Genomic DNA, 16,286 nt, shown 5'->3' on the forward strand with positions numbered 1-16,286 from the left:
TCGACTCCTCAGAAACGTCAACACCTCACGCGTCCCCGGCCCCCAGCACATACAGCCCCGGAAGGTTCACCACGATCGCCTCCTGCGTGCTGCGCGCGATCACCACCACGGCCTCTTCCGCAGGGTCCGGGTTCTCCTCGCGGTGCGGCACGAACGGCGGGACGAAGATGTAGTCCCCCGGAGACGTGCGCAGGCGGATCTCCTCCGGCCGCGGGCCCGCGTCGTCGAGGAAGACGAACTCGGGGTGCCCGCTCACCACGTAGATGGCGGTCTCGGACTCGCCGTGGTGATGGTCGGAGGACGCGGTCGAGGGGGCCACATGGGTCTGGCCCATCCACAGTTTCTCGGAGCCGACCGTCCGGCCGCTCACCGCGGCGAATCTGCGCATGCCACCGCTCTGTGCGGTGTCGCCGTCGAGGGCGTCGGCGCGGACATGGTGCAGGCGGGTGCGCAGGGGGGCTGCCGACTGCCCTGCGGCGTCGTGGAGATGGGGGTGGAAACCTTCGCCGGGGGTTGTCAACGGCTTGCTCATGGTGGGCGACGCTAGAGCCGCTCCGAAAAGGATGTCAAGAGGTGTCCATTGTCCTTCACCTGCGGCAATGTTCCCGCAATGTTGGACGGGGACGTACGAGAAGAACGTGTGAGGGGAACCCGCCGAAGCCCTCGTGACCGGGCCCGCGTCGGGCATCATGTGCGTATGCATATTTCCGCGAAGGCGGACTACGCCACGCGGGCCCTCCTGGAGCTCGCCCGCGAACCTGCCCGTCCGCTCACGTGCGAGGCGATCGCCTCCTCGCAGCAGATCCCGTTCCGGTTTTTGAAGTCCGTGGTGGGCGAGTTGCGCAGAGCCGGTCTGGTGCGCAGCCAGCGTGGCTGCGAGGGCGGGTACTGGCTCGGTCGGCCCGCCGACGAGATCACGCTCCTGGACGTCTCCCGTGCCGTGGACGGCGAGTTGATCACCCTGCGTGGCGAAGTCCTGGCCGGACTCGACTACCCCGGCCCCGCTTCCGGTCTGCCCGGAGTGTGGCGCCGGATCGAGGCCGAGGCCGCCGCCGTCCTGGGCGGCACGACCCTGGCCACCCTGCTGCCCGCCACGACGGACGAGGACGAACACGCGCCGGGCAAGCAGCCTTCGAACAAGCACGCCGCGGGCGAGCACCTCACCCGCCAGGGAGCCGCATGACCGCCGCCACGGAGCAACTCCCCCTGGAAATCGTCGAGTACACCGACCCCCTCTGTCCCTGGGCCTGGGGATCCGAGCCCGTGTTCCGCCGCCTCCGCGCGGCGCTGACCGGCGAGGGCCGGGTCCGTTGGCGCCGGGTCCACTGCATCCTCTTCGACCACGACGACGACCCCGCGCCCGACCCGGCAGCGGAGACCGCCTGGTACGCGCGCTACGTCGAGGACATCAGCGCGCACACCCACGCTCCGCGAGCGCTTCGCCTGAGCCGCGTCGCCGCGAGTTCCTGGCCGGCCGCACTGGTCGCCAAGGCCGCCGAAGCACAGGGCGCCCAGGTCGCCGACCGGGTGCTACGGCGGCTGCGGGAGAGCGTGTTCGTGCTCGGGGAGCCCGCGGACACGCCCGAGTCGGCGCTGTCCGCGGTGTCGGGTGTGCCCGGCCTCGACGTCGGCCGGCTCGCGACCGACGCGGCGTCGCCCGAGGTGCTGGCGAAGGTACGCGCCGACCACGCCGAGGCTCGTCGCCCCGTACCCGAGGTGCTGTCGGTGCACGGCTCCGCCTCGCCCCATCCCGGCGCAGCGAAGGAGACCCCCGACGGCCAACACCGGTACGCGCTACCGACGTTGCTCGTGCGCGGCGCCGCCGGACACCGCGTCGTACCCGGCTGGCGACCGTACGAGGAGTACGTCTCGGCCATCACGGAACTCGCCCCCGGGCTCCTGCCCTCCCCCGCGACACTGCCGCCGGCCGAGGCGCTCACCCGCTACCGCACCCTGACCGAACCGGAGCGCGTACTGCTGACCGACGGCGGCCCCTGGCCCCCGGCCGGGGCCGTCCGCGTCGACACCGGCAACGGCCCGCTGTGGCTGCACCCGGAGGAGGCCACGGTGCACCCCGCCGTCGTCCCACGCCCTCCCGCCGTGCCCCGCTAGGCCTCTGATCAGCGGTCAGGGACCGTCCGCCGAATGAGACACCATTTGGTGTCCATTGACAGCCGCCGACGGCTGGCCCCAGGATGTGCAGCATGCTCACGACGCACCCCGGTGTGGTGTGCCGCTACGTGGACCTGCGGCGCACCTGTAGCGCTCTCTGTCGCTGACCCGCCGCCCCCGGCCCACAGGCGCCTGACCCCGCTCCCGTAGGCATCGGCGCCCCACCGCCTCGCCGACCGGCGCCCGTCTCTCCCGCGCCGCTCCCTTCGCGCTTCGTCGCCGTCTCTCCGCCTCCGTATCCCGGTTCTCTCCCGTGATCCGCCGACGCCTCATGTCCTGGGCGCGGCATGCCCCCGTGCGCCTCGAAGCCGCATCGGCATGTCCGTCGTCCCGGTCTGTGCGCTGTCCGGCCCTCGGGTCGGCCGCCCTCGCTCTCCTTCCGCTGCCCCGGCGCGGCCGGGAGCCTTCGAAGAAAGAAATCAAGATGTCCGGACGACTCACGTCCCGCAGCCCTCGGACGCCCTTCCGCCCCGGCAGACTGCGCGCCGCCGCCCTGGGGACCGCCCTCGCCACCGTGCTCGTCCCCGCCCTCAGCGCCTGCGGCGGCGACGCCTCGACGGCCGGCGGCAGCTCCACGCTGAAGTGGGCCTCCTCCTACTTCCCAGCCCACTGGGACCCGGTGGTCAGCGGCAGTGGCGCCCAGTTCCGCGAACTCGCCCTGGTCTACGCCTCGTTGACCCGTACGGACGCGACCGGCAAGGCCGTGCCCGACCTGGCCAAGAGCTGGGAGTACAACGCCAAGGGCGATCAGATCACGTTCCATCTGCGCCCGAACCTGAAGTTCAGCGACGGCGAACCGGTCGACGGCGCCGCCGTGAAGGCCGCCATCGTGCGCGCCCAGAAGCAGAAGAACTCGGCGCTCTTCGGCGACCTCACCTCCATCAAGTCGGTGGACGCCAGCGGACTGGACGCGGTGCTCCACCTCAGCCAGGTCGACTACCAGATCCCCCAACTCCTCGGCGAGCGCGTGCTCCAGATCGCCAGTCCGAAGGCGGCCCAGTCCCCCACCAAACTCGACCAGAACCCGGTCGGCGCGGGCCCGTTCACCGTCACCCAGATCGTCCCGGGCACCAAGGTCCTCCTGAAGAAGAACCCCGACTACTGGGACGCCAAGGACATCCACATCGACAACGTCGAACTGACCTCGGCCCCCGACGCGGCGACCGTCGTCTCCGGACTCCAGACCGGCGTCTACAACTTCGCCGACATCGCCCCCAGCCAGGCCGAGGCCGCGAAGAAGGCAGGCCTCGACGTCTTCGTCCAGCCCGGTTTCAACGCCGCCAACCTCAGCCTCAACGTCAACAAGGCACCGTTCAACAACGACAAGGTCGTCGACGCGGTCCGCTACGGGATCAACCGCCAGGAGTTCGTGGACAAGCTGACCTTCGGCTACGGCTCGGCCACCAACCAGCCGTTCCCCAAGGGCTATGTGGCCTACGACCCGCAGTCCGCGAACGACTACGCCTACGACCCGGCCAAGGCCAAGCAGCTGCTCTCGGAGGCCGGTTACAAGGCCGGGCAGATCAAGCTCAGCCTCGTCATCCCGGCCGAGGATCCCCAAGCGGAGATCGTCCAGGCGCAGTTGGCGAAGGTCGGCATCACCGTCAGCATCAAGGTGGACAAGAACTGGGCCACCCCGTTCTTCGCCAAGGACCTGACGTTCTCGCTGTACGGGACGACGGGGCGTGACTCCGCCGCGCAGACCCTCACCGCGCACTTCGGTCCGAACGGCCCGCTCAACCTCAGCTCGCCGTACGAGCCTTCGGGCTTCGAGGCGGCCATCGCCAAGGTCCGCCAGACCCCGCTGGACTCGCCCGACTACACGAAGGTCCTCCAGGCGGCGACCCGGGCCGGACTGCAGAGCAAGGCGCTGGTCTTCACGTACTCCTCGCCCAACCTCATCGCCAAGAGCAAGTCCATCTCCGCCCTGCCCAGGAACCCGGCCCACATCGACTGGACCGGCGTGACCATCGATTCCAACTGACGCTCCGTCACATCCCTTACGTCCACCACCCGTACAGCCACTACAGAGAGGGGGCAAGCCATGACGACGACGGAGGCACCGAGCACACCCGACGTCCGTCACCGGCCCGCCACGGCCAGGACGCGGAACACACTGGGCCGCGTCCTGGTCACCCTCGCCCGGTCGATCGCGATCTTCGTGCCCGTGTTCCTGGTCGCGACGTTCGTGACGTTCGCGCTGCGGTCACTGAGCGGGCTCAGCCCGGCGCGGATCCAGCTGGGCGAGGAAGCAACTCCCGAGGCGGTAGCCAGAGTTGAAGCGCAATGGGGCCTCAACCGACCCTTCCTCGTCCAGTACGTGGACTGGCTGGGCGGGGTCCTGCACGGACAACTCGGCACCAGCTGGACCAACGGCGCCGACATCTCCACCCTGATCGGCCTCGGCCTGGGCGTGAGCCTGTCGGTGGCCTTCTTCGCGCTGCTCATCGGCGTGGTCGCGGGCTTCGCCCTCGGAACGGTCGCCGCGCTGCGCCGTACGACCTGGGTCGACCGCGCGATCACGGGCTTCGTCACGGTGATCTCGGTGATGCCCGCGTTCGTCGTCGGCATCGTGCTCGTCGCGGCGTTCGCGGTCGGGCTGCACGTGTTCCCGTCGGCCGGATACGTCCCGGCGGCGCAGGGGCTCGGGCCGTGGCTCGCCCATATCACCCTGCCCGCCGTCGCGTTGAGCTTCGACGTCATCGCCGACGTCGCCCGGCAACTGCGCACCAGCCTCATCGCGGCCTACCGCGAGAACTACGTGACGGGCGCGGTCGTACGGGGACTCGGCCCACGGCGGATCTTCTTCGGGCATGTGCTGCGCAACGGCCTCGGCCCGACGCTCGCGACGCTCGGCCTGAAGTTCCCCACCCTCGTCGGCGCCTCCGTCGTCACCGAGTGGATCTTCGGACTCCAGGGCTTCGGCCGGTTCGCCAACGACTCCGCACAGGCCGGGGACGTACCAGCCGTACAAGGGGTCCTCGTGGTGTCGATCGTCCTGGTCGTCGCCTTCAACCTGATCGTCAACCTGGTGCTGGCGCGTGTGACGCCGGCGTCCCAGCGGGGGGTGTGACCATGGTGCGCCGCGTGCTCTCCCTGACGTCCGGCCGGATCGCCCTGGTGATCCTGACCGTGATCGCCCTGCTCGCCGTCCTCGGGCCGCTCATCGCGCCCGACAACCCCCTGGCCACCAGTTCCGACACCCTCGCCGAGGCGTCGGGCGCGCACTGGCTCGGCACCGACTACCTCGGCCGCGATGTGCTCAGCCGTCTCCTCGACGGTTCCCGGGTCAGCGTGCTCGGCTCGCTCGAAGTCGCCCTCACCGCACTGGGAGTCGGCGCCATCCCCGGCATCCTGTCCGTCTACTTCGGCCGGGTCTTCGAGTGGGTCACCCTCCGGCTGACCGACACACTGGTCGCCCTGCCCTTCCTGCTGTTCGCCGTCGCGGTCGTCGCGCTGCTCGGCAACGGCATCACGCAGGCGATGCTGGTCACGGGGGTGCTGGTGTCCCCCCTGTTCTACCGGGTGTCCCGCGCCGCGACGCTGGCGGTGGCTCAATCGCCGTACGTGGAGGCCGCGTTGATCTCCGGGGCGTCCATCGGGTGGGTCGTCCGCCGGCACGTCTGGGTCAAGGTGCTGCCGCCGATCGCGGTCGCGCTCGCGCAGACCATCGGTGTCGGCTTCGTCATCGTCTCGACGCTGACCTTCCTGGGCATCGGCGTCCAGCCGCCCGCGCCCACCTGGGGCGGGCTGCTCGCCTCGGACCTCGGCTATCTCACCCAGAAGCCGTGGGCGCCGCTGGTCCCCGCCCTGCTGATCATGGTCACCGTCTGGGCCTGCAACCTGTTCGCCGACGCGATCCGTGACGTCTCCGGCGAGGCGGGCCGCGCCCTCGTCAACAACCGCAAGGCCCGCGCCAATCGACTCGCCGACACCGACTCCGCCGCCCACGGCGACCCCGCTCACGTTCACGCCGGAGGTGCGTGATGGCAACCCTCTCCGAGAAAGTCCTGACCAAGTCCGCGCGGAACAGCAAGACCGAGCAGAACGGCAGCGGGGCCGAGGTCGAGGACACCGGCGCGACCAGCACGACCAGCACGACGGGGGCAACCCGGCCCGTCCGCCCCGCCGCCCCGTCGACGCCCGTCCTGTCCGTGCGCGACGTACATATCAGCGACCAGGCCGCCGGTCAGGAGATCGTCCACGGCGTCAACTTCACGCTCACGCCCGGCCGTTCCGTCGGCATCGTCGGCGAGTCCGGCAGCGGCAAGACCCTCACCTGCCGAGCCACGCTGGGCATCCTGCCCGCCCACTTCGAGGTCACCGGCGGCTCGATCGAGATCGACGGCCAGGACATCTCCGGGCTCTCGTCGGCCCAGTGGACGGCCTTGCGCGGCGCCACGATCAGCGCGGTCTTCCAGGACCCGGCGTCGTATCTCAACCCCTCGATCCGGGTGGGCGCGCAGATCGCCGAGGTCCTCAAGGTCAAGAAGGGACTCAAGCGGGGCGAGGCACGCCGGCAGGCGATCGACCTGCTCCACGCGGTGCATCTGCGCGACCCGGACCTGGTCTACGGCCAGTACACCTACGAACTCTCCGGCGGCATGCTCCAACGCGTCCTCATCGCCGCCGCGATCGCCGCCGACCCGCGCATCCTCATCGCCGACGAGGCCACGACCGCGCTCGACGTCACCGTCCAGGCAGAGATCCTCGACCTGCTGGCCGACCTGCGCGAGCGCACCGGCCTCGCCCTCGTCCTGGTCTCCCACGACCTGGCCGTCGTCGCCCAACTCTGCGACGAGGTCCTCGTCATGCGACAGGGCGAGGTCGTCGAACAGGGCCCGACGCACGAGGTGTTGCACAACCCTCAGCACGAATACACCCGGCTGCTGATCGCCGAGCACGAGCAGTACGGCCTGGACAAGTTCCTCGGCACAGACGCCGTGGAGCCCGCGAAGACCGACGCCCTGGACACCGCAGACGCCGTAAAGGAGGACGCGTGAGCACCGACCGCCCGGCGTCGCAGCCCGCCGAACCCACCCAACCCGTCCTGAACGTCGCCGACTTGGAGGTGCACTACGGCCACCGCCGGCGCCGCCGTCAGGTCCTGAACCGGGTCTCCCTGAGCATCGCCCCGGGTGAGACCGTCGGCATCATCGGCGAGACCGGCTCCGGCAAGTCGACGCTCGCGCGGGCCGTGCTCGGTCTGGTGCGTGCCTCGGCCGGGTCGATCGTGATCGACGGCGAGGAGGTCGGTTCGTACGGCCACCGGCAGTGGCGCGCGCTGCGTCGGCGCGGTGTCATCCAGTACGTCTTCCAGGATCCGCTGCGCAGTCTCGACCCGGACGTGACGGTCGAGGCGTCACTGGCCGAACCACTGCTGATCCAGGGCGTTTCCCGGCAGGAGGCGGCGGCACGGGTGCGCGCGTTCCTCGACCGGGTACGGCTCTCCCCCGAGCTGCTCGACCGGCTGCCCGGCGAGTTGTCCGGCGGCCAGCGTCAACGGGTCGCGGTGGCACGGGCGTTGGTGACCGAACCGCGTCTCGTCATCCTGGACGAGCCGGTCAGCGCGCTCGACTCCGCGAACCGCGTGCAGATCCTGCAGATCCTCAAGGAACTCCGTGCCGACGGAGTTGCCCTGGTCTTCATCTCCCACGACCTCGGGTCCGTCGCCGGAGTCGCCGACCGCATCGCGGTGCTGTACCAGGGTGAGTTGGTCGAGGTCGGCGCCACCGGCGACGTCATCAACCAGCCCCAGCACCCTTACACGCGCCTGCTCGTCCGCTCCGCGCCCACCCTGCACAGCGCGGCGGCGGACCGGGCCGAACGCGAGGCCCTGCGCGCCCTCCTCCACGCCTGACACACCCTCAACTCCCGCTGACTGAAACTCCCCTGACAGAAAAGGAACAGCCATGTCCCGCACGCTCCACCTCGCCCTGCACCCCTACGGCGTGGGCGGTCCCGGCCAGCACGGACTGTGGAAGGACCCGCGCGTCGCGAAGAACGCCAGCATCGACATCAACTACTACATCCGGCTGGCACAGGCGGCCGAACACGCACTGTTCGACGCCCTGTTCATCGTCGACAGCCAGTTCATCAACTCCACCTACCCCGCGCACTATCTCAACCGCCTCGAACCGCTGACCCTGTTGTCGGCCGTCGCCACCCACACCAAGCACCTCGGCCTGGTGGGCACGGCGAGTTCGACGTACAACTCGCCGTTCAACCTCGCCCGCCGCTTCGCCTCGCTCGACCACATCAGCGGCGGCCGGGCCGGCTGGAACGTCGTCACCAGCTTCGACACCGGCACCGCGCGGAACTTCGGGCTCGACGAGCACCTCGACTACGCCACCCGCTACGGCCGCGCCCTGGAGTTCGTGCAGGTGGCCCGGGGGCTGTGGGACTCCTACGAGGACGACGCGTTCCCGGCCGACGTCGAGCGGGGCGTGTTCCTCGACCCGGCCAAGCTGCACGAACTCGACCACGCGGGCGAGCACTTCAAGATCGCGGGCCCGCTGAACCTCTCCCGCTCCCCGCAGGGCCAGCCGGTGATCTTCCAGGCCGGGGTGTCCGAGGAGGGGCGTGATCTCGCCGCGCAGGTCGCCGAGGGCATCTTCGCGCCCGGGGGCACCCTGGAGTCGGCGCGGGACTACTACGCCGACGTCAAGAAGCGCGCGGCCGCCTACGGCCGGAACCCCGAGCACGTCAAGATCCTCATCCACGGCGGCCCGGTCGTCGCCGCCACCGACGAAGCGGCCCGCCGTCGCGAGCGGGAGATCTTCGAGGAGGACGACGACTTCGCCCGCAACCTGGCGCTGCTGGGCCGTTCCTTCGGGGCCTACGACTTCAGCGTGCACGACCTGGACGCACCCTTCCCGGATGTCGCCCACCTCGCCGAGAAGGGCGGGCGCACGGGAGCCACGCAGCTCATCGAGCGGGCCAAGGCGGAGGGCCTGACGCTGCGTCAAGTGGTGGAGTCCATCAACCAGTTCCGTCAGTCGCCGTTCGTCGGGGACCCGACGACCGTGGCCGACACCATCCAGCAGTGGTTCGACGCCCGCGCCTTCGACGGCATCAACCTGGCCTTCCGCACCGAGGAGGAGCTGAACTACTTCGTCGACGGCGTCGTCCCGATCCTCCAGAAGCGCGGCCTGTTCCGCACCGAGTACACGTCCGACACCCTGCGCGGCAACCTCGGCCTGCCGATCCCGGCCAACCGCCACTCCCGCGAGCGCCAGCTCGTGAACGACTGAGAGGGCCGGCACTCCATGACGAGCGAGAGACCACGCTTCCGGCTCGGTTTCCTCACCCACGTCCAGGGCCGCGACGACGACATCGCCCGCACCTACCGCAACGCCCAGGAACTCTTCGTCGTGGCCGACGAGTTGGGCTTCGACGTCGGCTGGGTCGCCCAGCACCACGTCCCCCTCGGAGGCGGCGGACTGTCCTCGCCGTGGACCTTCCTGGCCCACGCGGCGGCGCGCACGACCCGCATCCGGCTCGGCACCGCCATCACCATCCTCCCCCTGGAGGATCCGGTACGGCTCGCCGAGGACATCGCCACCGTCGACACGCTCAGCGGGGGCCGCGTGGAACTCGGCGTGGGCAGCGGATCGAGCGAGGTGGAGTACGCCGCGTTCGGCAAGGACGTCGCCCGCAAGCGCGAACTCACCAGCGAGCACCTCGACATCGTCCGCCAGGCCCTCGACCACCGCGAGGTGGGCACACCCGGCTTCCGCATCCAACCCCGGCCCGGCGACTTCAACGACCGTGTCTGGCAAGGGGTGTTCAGCGGACCGGGAGCCGAGTACGCCGCACAGGGCGGTGCGAATCTACTGCTCAACCGGGCGGCCTACGGCTTCGACGCCCCCACCGACGAGGTCCAACGCCCGTGGGCGGACGCCTACTTGGCTACCTGGGACCAGCCGCACCGCCCGCGCATCGGCCTCTCCCGGTTCGTGTTCCCGGCCAAGGACCGGCGCACGGCACTGCAGTCGATCGGCGACGACGTCCACCGGGCGGCACTGCGCATGGCGGAACACGGCGCGTTCCCCAAGGGCCTCGACCGGGACGAGGCGCTGCGCCGCTTCCACTCCTTCTACGGCCATCCCGACGAGATCGTCGCCGCGCTCGGGCAGGAGAAGGTACTGCCCGTCGCGACAGACCTGATCACCCAGTTCAACCCCGCCGTCCCCGACCACGACGCCGCCGTCCGCGCCCTCGAACTCATCGCGACCGAGGTGGCACCCGCGCTGGGCTGGAAGCCCGCACCGACGGCCGCGGCCGTATCCGCAGGAGTGTGAATTGGATTTCTCTCCCTCGTGAATGAGGGCGAGTCCTACGGCTCGCGCCGTGGGGTTTTCTGCTTCGTCGCCGACTGCCCGCCCGGAGAACTCCGTTGAGGTCTTACACCAGCTCCACAGACAGACGCCGCCAGCCCGGCGGCCAAAAGGTTGCGCGCCGCGTTCACGTCCCGGTCATGAGTCGTCCCGCAGACGCATTTCCAGGTACGGACACTGAGCGACATCTCCTGTCGCAAACTGCCGCAGTTCGAGCACAGTTTAGAAGAGGGAAAGAACCGGTCGACCACGATGACTTCGCGCCCGTACCAGGAAGCCTTGTATTCCAGCATGGAACGGAACGCGCTCCAGCTCGCGTCGGAGATGGCCCGGGCGAGCGTGTGGTTTTTGACCATGTTGCGCACGGTCAGGTCCTCGATCACGAGCGTATGGGTTTTCACGCACGAGCTGAGTGGTGAGCTGATGGAGCAGGTCACGGCGCCGGTCGGCGATTCGGGCGTGGATCTTCGCGACCTTCCGTCGCGCCTTGTGACGGTTGGTTCCCTCGCCTCTAGCCTTGCGGGACAGTTGCCGCTGGGCCCTGGCGAGACGAACGCGGTCTCTACGCTCGTGCCGCGGATTGGCGACCTTCTCCCCCGTGGAGAAGGTCAGCAGATGAGTAAGACCGACATCGATCCCGACAGCCTTATCAGTGGCGGGAAGTGGCCTGATGGTGGGGTCGTCGCACAGCATCGAGACGAACCAGCGACCGGCCGTGTCCTGCGACACGTTCACGGTGGACGGCTGAATGCCCTCGGGCAACGGCCGCGACCAGGCGATGTCCAATGGCTCCGTCATCTTCGCCAACGTCAGCTGGCCGTCCCGGAAACGAAAACCGCTGCGGGTGTATTCGGCGGACTTCCGCGACTTCTTCCGCGTCTTGAAGCGCGGGTACTTGGCCCGCTTGGCGAAGAAGTGGGTGAACGCCGTCTGCACATGCCGCAGTGTCTGTTGAAGCGGAACGGACGACACGTCGCTCAGGAAGGCGAGTTCCTCGGTCTTCTTCCATCCGGTCAGCATGGCCGAGGTCTGGTTGTAGGTGACCTGTTCCTGCCGCAGCGTCCACGCCTCGCTCCGGGCAGCGAGCGCCAAGTTGTAGACCTTCCGCACGCACCCGAACGTGCGCGACAACTCGGTTGCCTGCGCATCGGTGGGATAGAAGCGGTACTTGAACGCCCGCTTCACCTGCATCGCGGTCACCCCCACAAACTAGTGAGACCTCCGCGTCGACACCAAACCTGCCGGTCACGGCACTGCGATCTGCCCGACGCAGAACCCCAACTCCCTGCCCTGCTCAGCAGGGTTGGTCTCCTCACCGGCTAAAGCCGACAGTTTCGACCAAAGGACTTCCGATGACCCAATACAGCGACTACTTCGGCCCCGAGGACCTGCGCGTCCGGGGCACGGTCCTCGTCGTCCCCGGCCGCGGCGAGACCCGGGCGACCTACGCCCGCTTCGGCAGGCGCCTCGCCGCCGACGCCTACCGCGTCCGGGTGATCGACGCCCCCGACCTCGCCACCGAGGACCTGACCAGCCTCGCCGCCCGGCTCTCCGAGGCCGCCGAGGGCACGGCCGTGGACGACGGTGTCGTACGACCGCTCGTCCTCGTCGGTGCCGACTCGGGTGCCGCCGCGATCGCCGCGCTGCTCGGGCAGGCGGCCGGCAGTGAGCCCGACGCCGTGGTCCTGGCGGGCCTGCCCGGCCTGGCCCCCGGTACCGCTGCGACCGCCGGCACCTGGGACGAGGAACTCGACGTCCGCACCTCCTGCCCCGCCCACCGGGGTGCCCTCACCCAGGACTCCGAGGTGCGGCGCGGCTCGCTCGACGAGGCGGTGCCGCAGGCGGTGCTCAGCGCCGCCTACGACAACGAGACCGTCGTACCGACTCTGCTTCTCGTCGGTGACGCCGATCCGCTCGCGGACCACGAGGCGCTCGCGCGCACGGCCAAGTCCCTTGCCAGCGCCCGACTTTCGGTCGTGCACGGTGCTCACCACGATGTCCTCAACGACCTCCAGCACCGTTCGGTGGCCGCCGAGGTCGTCACCTTCCTGGAGAACCTGCGCAACGAACTGCGCCCGCTGATCACCGTGCGGTCGAGCGCTTGGTGAGCGCCTCTCCACCCGCTCGGAACACCGTCTGAACCCGACCCCGGAAGGTCCCGTCATGGCCTCGATCCTGTCCGTCTCCGGCAGCCCCTCCCCCACTTCCCGCACCACCCGACTCCTGCGTCATCTGGACGACCGGCTCCGGCTCCAGGGCCATGACGTGACCCCGCTGGACGTGCGCACCCTGCCCGCGCAGGCGTTGCTGGGCGCCGACTTCGGGCATCCGGCGATCGCCGCCGCCACGGCGCTGTTCGAGCAGGCGGACGGGGTGGTGATCGGTACTCCGGTCTACAAGGCCGCGTACTCGGGCCTGTTGAAGTCGCTGCTCGATCTGCTCCCGCAGTACGCGCTGACCGGCAAGACGGTGCTGCCGCTGGCCACGGGCGGCAGTACTGCCCATGTGCTGGCGATCGACTACGCGTTGCGTCCGGTGCTGAGTTCCATGGGGCCCTCGCACATCGCGCCGGGCTGGTTCACGCTGGACAGGGACATCACCGTCGGCGAGGACGGCACCCTGACCGTCGCATCCGCCTCGGCCACAGCACTGGAGCAGGTCACGGATCACTTCTCCCGTGCGTTGGGCGGCCGTACGGCGGTGCTCGCGTCCACCGCGTGAACGGCGTCGGGGGCCGACGTGCATATGGCAGTCGTGTGTCAACTCCCCACGTCACGCTGGTTCTCCGGCACCGGCTGTGGTTCTCTCAGTGCATGACCGTGCTCGTGACCCGCCGCCACGTCGACTACGTGCGTGTCACCAGCACGGGGTGTTCCGCCGTGAGCTGACGCTCCGCTCCGGCATCCGATCCCTCTCTTCACCAGCGCGCCGCGCCATGCTCCGTCCTGCCCTTCTCCGGTCCGGACGGCGGCCCCGCGGTCTCTTCACGCACGCCCGCACCCCGCACGCTCCGCACAAGGGAGTCTGATTCGAAAATCCAACCTTCCCGCAGGTCACCCCGCGTCCGCTGATTGGAGGGACACTTGATAGCCGAGCATGTTGAGCTGGCTGACCAGGCGCCGTGTCTGCCGCGTCCGGCCGGTTCGCTGGAGGAAGTAGTCCGCTCCGAGGTCGGCGTACTCGGCGTCGTTGGTGAGCATGTGCCAGATCGAGGTCAGGATGGTGTGGCCGACGGCGACCAGGGCGCGCTTCTTGCCGCGGCGGATCGCGATCCGTTTGTAGCGGGACGCGAGGTAGGTGTTCTTGCTCCGGGCTGCAGCCGTCGCGGCGAGACCGAGCGCGTTCTTCAACCACGGGTCGCCGGGCCGGGACTTGCCGGAGGTGTGCTTGCCGGCGGACTCGTGGTTGCCCGGACACATCCCGGCCCACGAGGCCAGGTGGGCGGCCGAGGGGAAGCGGGTCATATCCGCGCCGATCTCGGCCAGGATCATCTCCGCCGAGCGGGTGCTGACGCCAGGGATGGTGATCAGCAGCTCGATCTGGCGGCGAAACGGTGCGAGTTGGCGGGCGATCTCCTCGCTGAGGCGGGCCTCGGTCGCGCTGATCGCGTCGATCCGGTCGGGCATGGTGCGCGCGAGGAAGGCATGGTGGTCGGTGAACTGGCCGGTCAGGGCCTGGGCGAGGATCTGACGTTTGGCGCGCATGCTGGCGCGGGCCATCTCGGCGAGGATCTCCGGGTTGCGCTCCCCGGCGATCAGCGATTCCAGCATCGCGCGGGCCGACTTGCCCAGCAGGTCCGAGACGACCGCGGACAGCTTGATCCCCGAGTCCTCCAGGAGCTTTTCCAGTCGCTGGGCCTCACGGGTCCGTTCGCGGATCACCTCGGTGCGGTAGCGGGTCAGGTCCCGCAGCTGCCGGATCTCGGGCGGCGGCACGAACGAGGGCCGCACCAGGCCGTGTTCGACCATCTTGCAGATCCACTCGGAGTCCGCGACGTCGGTCTTGCGGCCAGGCACGTTCTTCATGTGCCGGGCGTTCAGCAGCCAGCACTCGATGTCGTTCTCCAGCAGATAGAACACGGGTTTCCAGTACGCCCCGGTGGCTTCCATGCCGACCACGGTGACCTGTTCGGCGAGCAGCCAGTCCCGCATGGCCAGCAGATCACGGGTCATGGTGGAAAACGTACGGATCTCCTTGCGGCGGCGTTTGCCCGGTCCCGGGACGCGGACGCAGACCTTCACGTCCGCCTTGCCGATGTCGATTCCGGCGCATCGCTCGTGGACCACGTCCATGCCCCGGTCCTCCCCTCGTGCGGTGTGCTGTTGAGCAGCAGCCGTCCGACGGGGACCAAGCAGGCAAAAGAATCTGATTCACATGCTCGAAGCAACACTTCCGGGTGCCTGACGAAGGGTCCCCAGCGTCCTACTCAATGCCGGGCTCCGGTGGCGCCAAGACTCCGCGACGTCAGCCGGACGGCCGTAACCCGATTTTCTCCCCTTTGGGGTATCGCCGTCCGGAGATCGGATTACTCAATGATGAAGTCAAGCCGCTTGCGCGACCGGCGGCTCGGGGGTGACGACCCGGTTGTCGCGCAGGAGAGCCCACAGGACGCTGGCCCGCCGCCGGGCCAGGGCGATGACGGCCTGGACGTGCTTGCAGCCCTCACCACGCTTCTTGAGGTAGAAGTCCCGGTTCGGCCCCTCGCGCATCATGCCGGTCTGGGCCGACATGTAGAACACCCGGCGCAGGCGGCGGCTGTAGCGCTTGGGCCGGTGCATGTTGCCGGTCCGGCGGCCGGAGTCGCGCGGGACGGGCACCAGCCCGGCCGCCGAGGCCAGGTGACCGGCGTCGGCGTAGGCCGTGAGGTCGCCGGCGGCGACGACGAACTCGGCGCCGAGGATCGGGCCCATGCCGGGCAGGGACTCGATGATCTCCGCCTGCGGATGGCTTCGGAACGTCTCGCGGATCTGCTGGTCGATCCGCTTCAGGCGGTCGTCCAGGGCCAGAATCTGCTCGGCCAGGTCGGCCACGATCTGGGCGGCAACGTCCTCACCGGGCAATGCGGTCTGCTGGGCCTGGGCCGCCTCCAAGGCGGTCGCGGCGACCGCGTCGGCGCCGCGCACGCTGCGGTTGGCCAACCAGGCTGTCAACCTTGCCCGGCCGCGGCGGCGGATCGCGGCGGGCGTCTGGTAGCCCGTCAGCAGCACCAGTGCGCCCTTCTGCGAGCTGTAGTCGAAGGCCCGTTCCAGTGCGGGGAAGACGCCGGTCAGCGTGTCGCGGAGACGGTTGATCATCCGGACTCGATCGGCCACCAGGTCGGAGCGGTGAGCGGTCAGCAGTGCGAGGTCGGCAGCCAGCTGGGCGGGCACGTCGATTGCCGCAAAGTCCCGGCGGGTGCGCGCGGTTTCAGCGATGACGTAGGCGTCGCGGGCGTCGGTCTTCGCCTCACCTCGGTGGGCCCCCGACATGCGGTTGACCGTGCCGCCGGGCACGTAGACGGCCTGCTGGCCGTGGGCCGCGAGCAGGGCCAGCAACAGAGCGGAGGACGTGCCGGAGATGTCCACCGCCCAGTGGACCTTGTCGGCGAGGTCCAGGATCTCGCCCATGGCGGTCAGGATCGCCGACTCGTCGTTATCGACCTTCTTCGACCACAGCGTCGCACCGGTCTCGTCGACCGCCGCCGCCCAGTGATGCCCCTTGCCCGCATCGATTCCGGCCCATACCCGGGCCCGTCGCTCGCTCACTCGCCCCTCCTCGCACCGTTCGGCATGCCGT

Annotated in this window: 14 protein-coding genes and 2 pseudogenes; 12 read left to right on the forward strand and 4 right to left on the reverse strand. The window is 69.4% G+C overall.

Going from position 1 to position 16,286, the window contains the following annotated elements; all coding sequences use genetic code 11:
- Window positions 1–25: 25 nt before the first annotated feature.
- Complete coding sequence (locus SPR02S_RS45225; protein ID WP_019063665.1) at window positions 26–532, reverse strand: cupin domain-containing protein; 507 nt, start codon at window positions 530–532, stop codon at window positions 26–28.
- Window positions 533–697: 165 nt separating this feature from the next.
- On the opposite strand from SPR02S_RS45225, the gene SPR02S_RS57800 reads away from it, so the two are divergent.
- From SPR02S_RS57800 to SPR02S_RS45270, 10 genes and pseudogenes are all read left to right on the forward strand, one after another.
- On the forward strand, window positions 698–1,183 hold the full coding sequence (locus tag SPR02S_RS57800; protein WP_019063666.1) for an RrF2 family transcriptional regulator: 486 nt from the start codon (window positions 698–700) through the stop codon (window positions 1,181–1,183).
- Entirely contained in the window at window positions 1,180–2,112 is a 933-nt protein-coding gene (locus SPR02S_RS45235; protein ID WP_019063667.1) for a DsbA family oxidoreductase, read from the forward strand. The genes SPR02S_RS57800 and SPR02S_RS45235 overlap by 4 nt, the downstream gene beginning before the upstream one ends.
- Before the next feature lie 484 nt (window positions 2,113–2,596).
- Window positions 2,597–4,156: an ABC transporter substrate-binding protein gene (locus SPR02S_RS45240; protein WP_019063668.1), complete on the forward strand. Its 1,560-nt coding sequence runs from the start codon at window positions 2,597–2,599 to the stop codon at window positions 4,154–4,156.
- A gap of 60 nt (window positions 4,157–4,216) precedes the next feature.
- Window positions 4,217–5,245, forward strand: a complete 1,029-nt coding sequence (locus SPR02S_RS45245) for an ABC transporter permease (protein ID WP_019063669.1) — start codon at window positions 4,217–4,219, stop codon at window positions 5,243–5,245.
- A gap of 2 nt (window positions 5,246–5,247) precedes the next feature.
- Window positions 5,248–6,159: an ABC transporter permease gene (locus tag SPR02S_RS45250; RefSeq protein ID WP_026151466.1), complete on the forward strand. Its 912-nt coding sequence runs from the start codon at window positions 5,248–5,250 to the stop codon at window positions 6,157–6,159.
- Window positions 6,159–7,175 carry an ABC transporter ATP-binding protein gene (locus SPR02S_RS57805; protein ID WP_019063671.1) on the forward strand — a complete coding sequence of 339 codons (1,017 nt, stop codon included), beginning with the start codon at window positions 6,159–6,161 and terminating at the stop codon, window positions 7,173–7,175. The genes SPR02S_RS45250 and SPR02S_RS57805 overlap by 1 nt, the downstream gene beginning before the upstream one ends.
- Before the next feature lie 47 nt (window positions 7,176–7,222).
- Window positions 7,223–7,678: pseudogene (locus SPR02S_RS66490) on the forward strand (ATP-binding cassette domain-containing protein); the annotation flags it as partial.
- Between the two features lie 189 nt (window positions 7,679–7,867).
- The gene (locus SPR02S_RS66495; RefSeq protein ID WP_444545440.1) at window positions 7,868–8,032 is read left to right on the forward strand and encodes an ABC transporter ATP-binding protein; all 165 of its coding nucleotides are present in this window, start codon (window positions 7,868–7,870) and stop codon (window positions 8,030–8,032) included.
- Between the two features lie 52 nt (window positions 8,033–8,084).
- Entirely contained in the window at window positions 8,085–9,425 is a 1,341-nt protein-coding gene (locus SPR02S_RS45265) for an LLM class flavin-dependent oxidoreductase (RefSeq protein ID WP_019063673.1), read from the forward strand.
- Between the two features lie 15 nt (window positions 9,426–9,440).
- Complete coding sequence (locus SPR02S_RS45270; RefSeq protein ID WP_019063674.1) at window positions 9,441–10,475, forward strand: LLM class flavin-dependent oxidoreductase; 1,035 nt, start codon at window positions 9,441–9,443, stop codon at window positions 10,473–10,475.
- A 35-nt stretch (window positions 10,476–10,510) separates the two neighbouring features.
- On the opposite strand, the pseudogene SPR02S_RS57810 reads toward SPR02S_RS45270, so the two are convergent.
- Window positions 10,511–11,702 (reverse strand): annotated as a pseudogene (locus SPR02S_RS57810) (RNA-guided endonuclease InsQ/TnpB family protein).
- Between the two features lie 161 nt (window positions 11,703–11,863).
- On the opposite strand from SPR02S_RS57810, the gene SPR02S_RS45290 reads away from it, so the two are divergent.
- On the forward strand, window positions 11,864–12,619 hold the full coding sequence (locus SPR02S_RS45290) for an alpha/beta hydrolase (protein ID WP_019063675.1): 756 nt from the start codon (window positions 11,864–11,866) through the stop codon (window positions 12,617–12,619).
- 55 nt (window positions 12,620–12,674) lie between these two features.
- Complete coding sequence (gene ssuE, locus SPR02S_RS45295; protein WP_019063676.1) at window positions 12,675–13,232, forward strand: NADPH-dependent FMN reductase; 558 nt, start codon at window positions 12,675–12,677, stop codon at window positions 13,230–13,232.
- 332 nt (window positions 13,233–13,564) lie between these two features.
- On the opposite strand, the gene SPR02S_RS45300 is transcribed toward ssuE, so the two are convergent.
- Window positions 13,565–14,803, reverse strand: a complete 1,239-nt coding sequence (locus SPR02S_RS45300) for an IS110 family RNA-guided transposase (RefSeq protein ID WP_019063677.1) — start codon at window positions 14,801–14,803, stop codon at window positions 13,565–13,567.
- A gap of 249 nt (window positions 14,804–15,052) precedes the next feature.
- Entirely contained in the window at window positions 15,053–16,255 is a 1,203-nt protein-coding gene (locus SPR02S_RS45305; protein ID WP_019063678.1) for an IS110 family RNA-guided transposase, read from the reverse strand.
- Between the last annotated feature and the right edge of the window lie 31 nt (window positions 16,256–16,286).

Origin of the sequence: Streptomyces prunicolor NBRC 13075, assembly GCF_000367365.1 — a bacterium.
GTDB classification, from domain to species: Bacteria; Actinomycetota; Actinomycetes; order Streptomycetales; family Streptomycetaceae; genus Streptomyces; species Streptomyces prunicolor.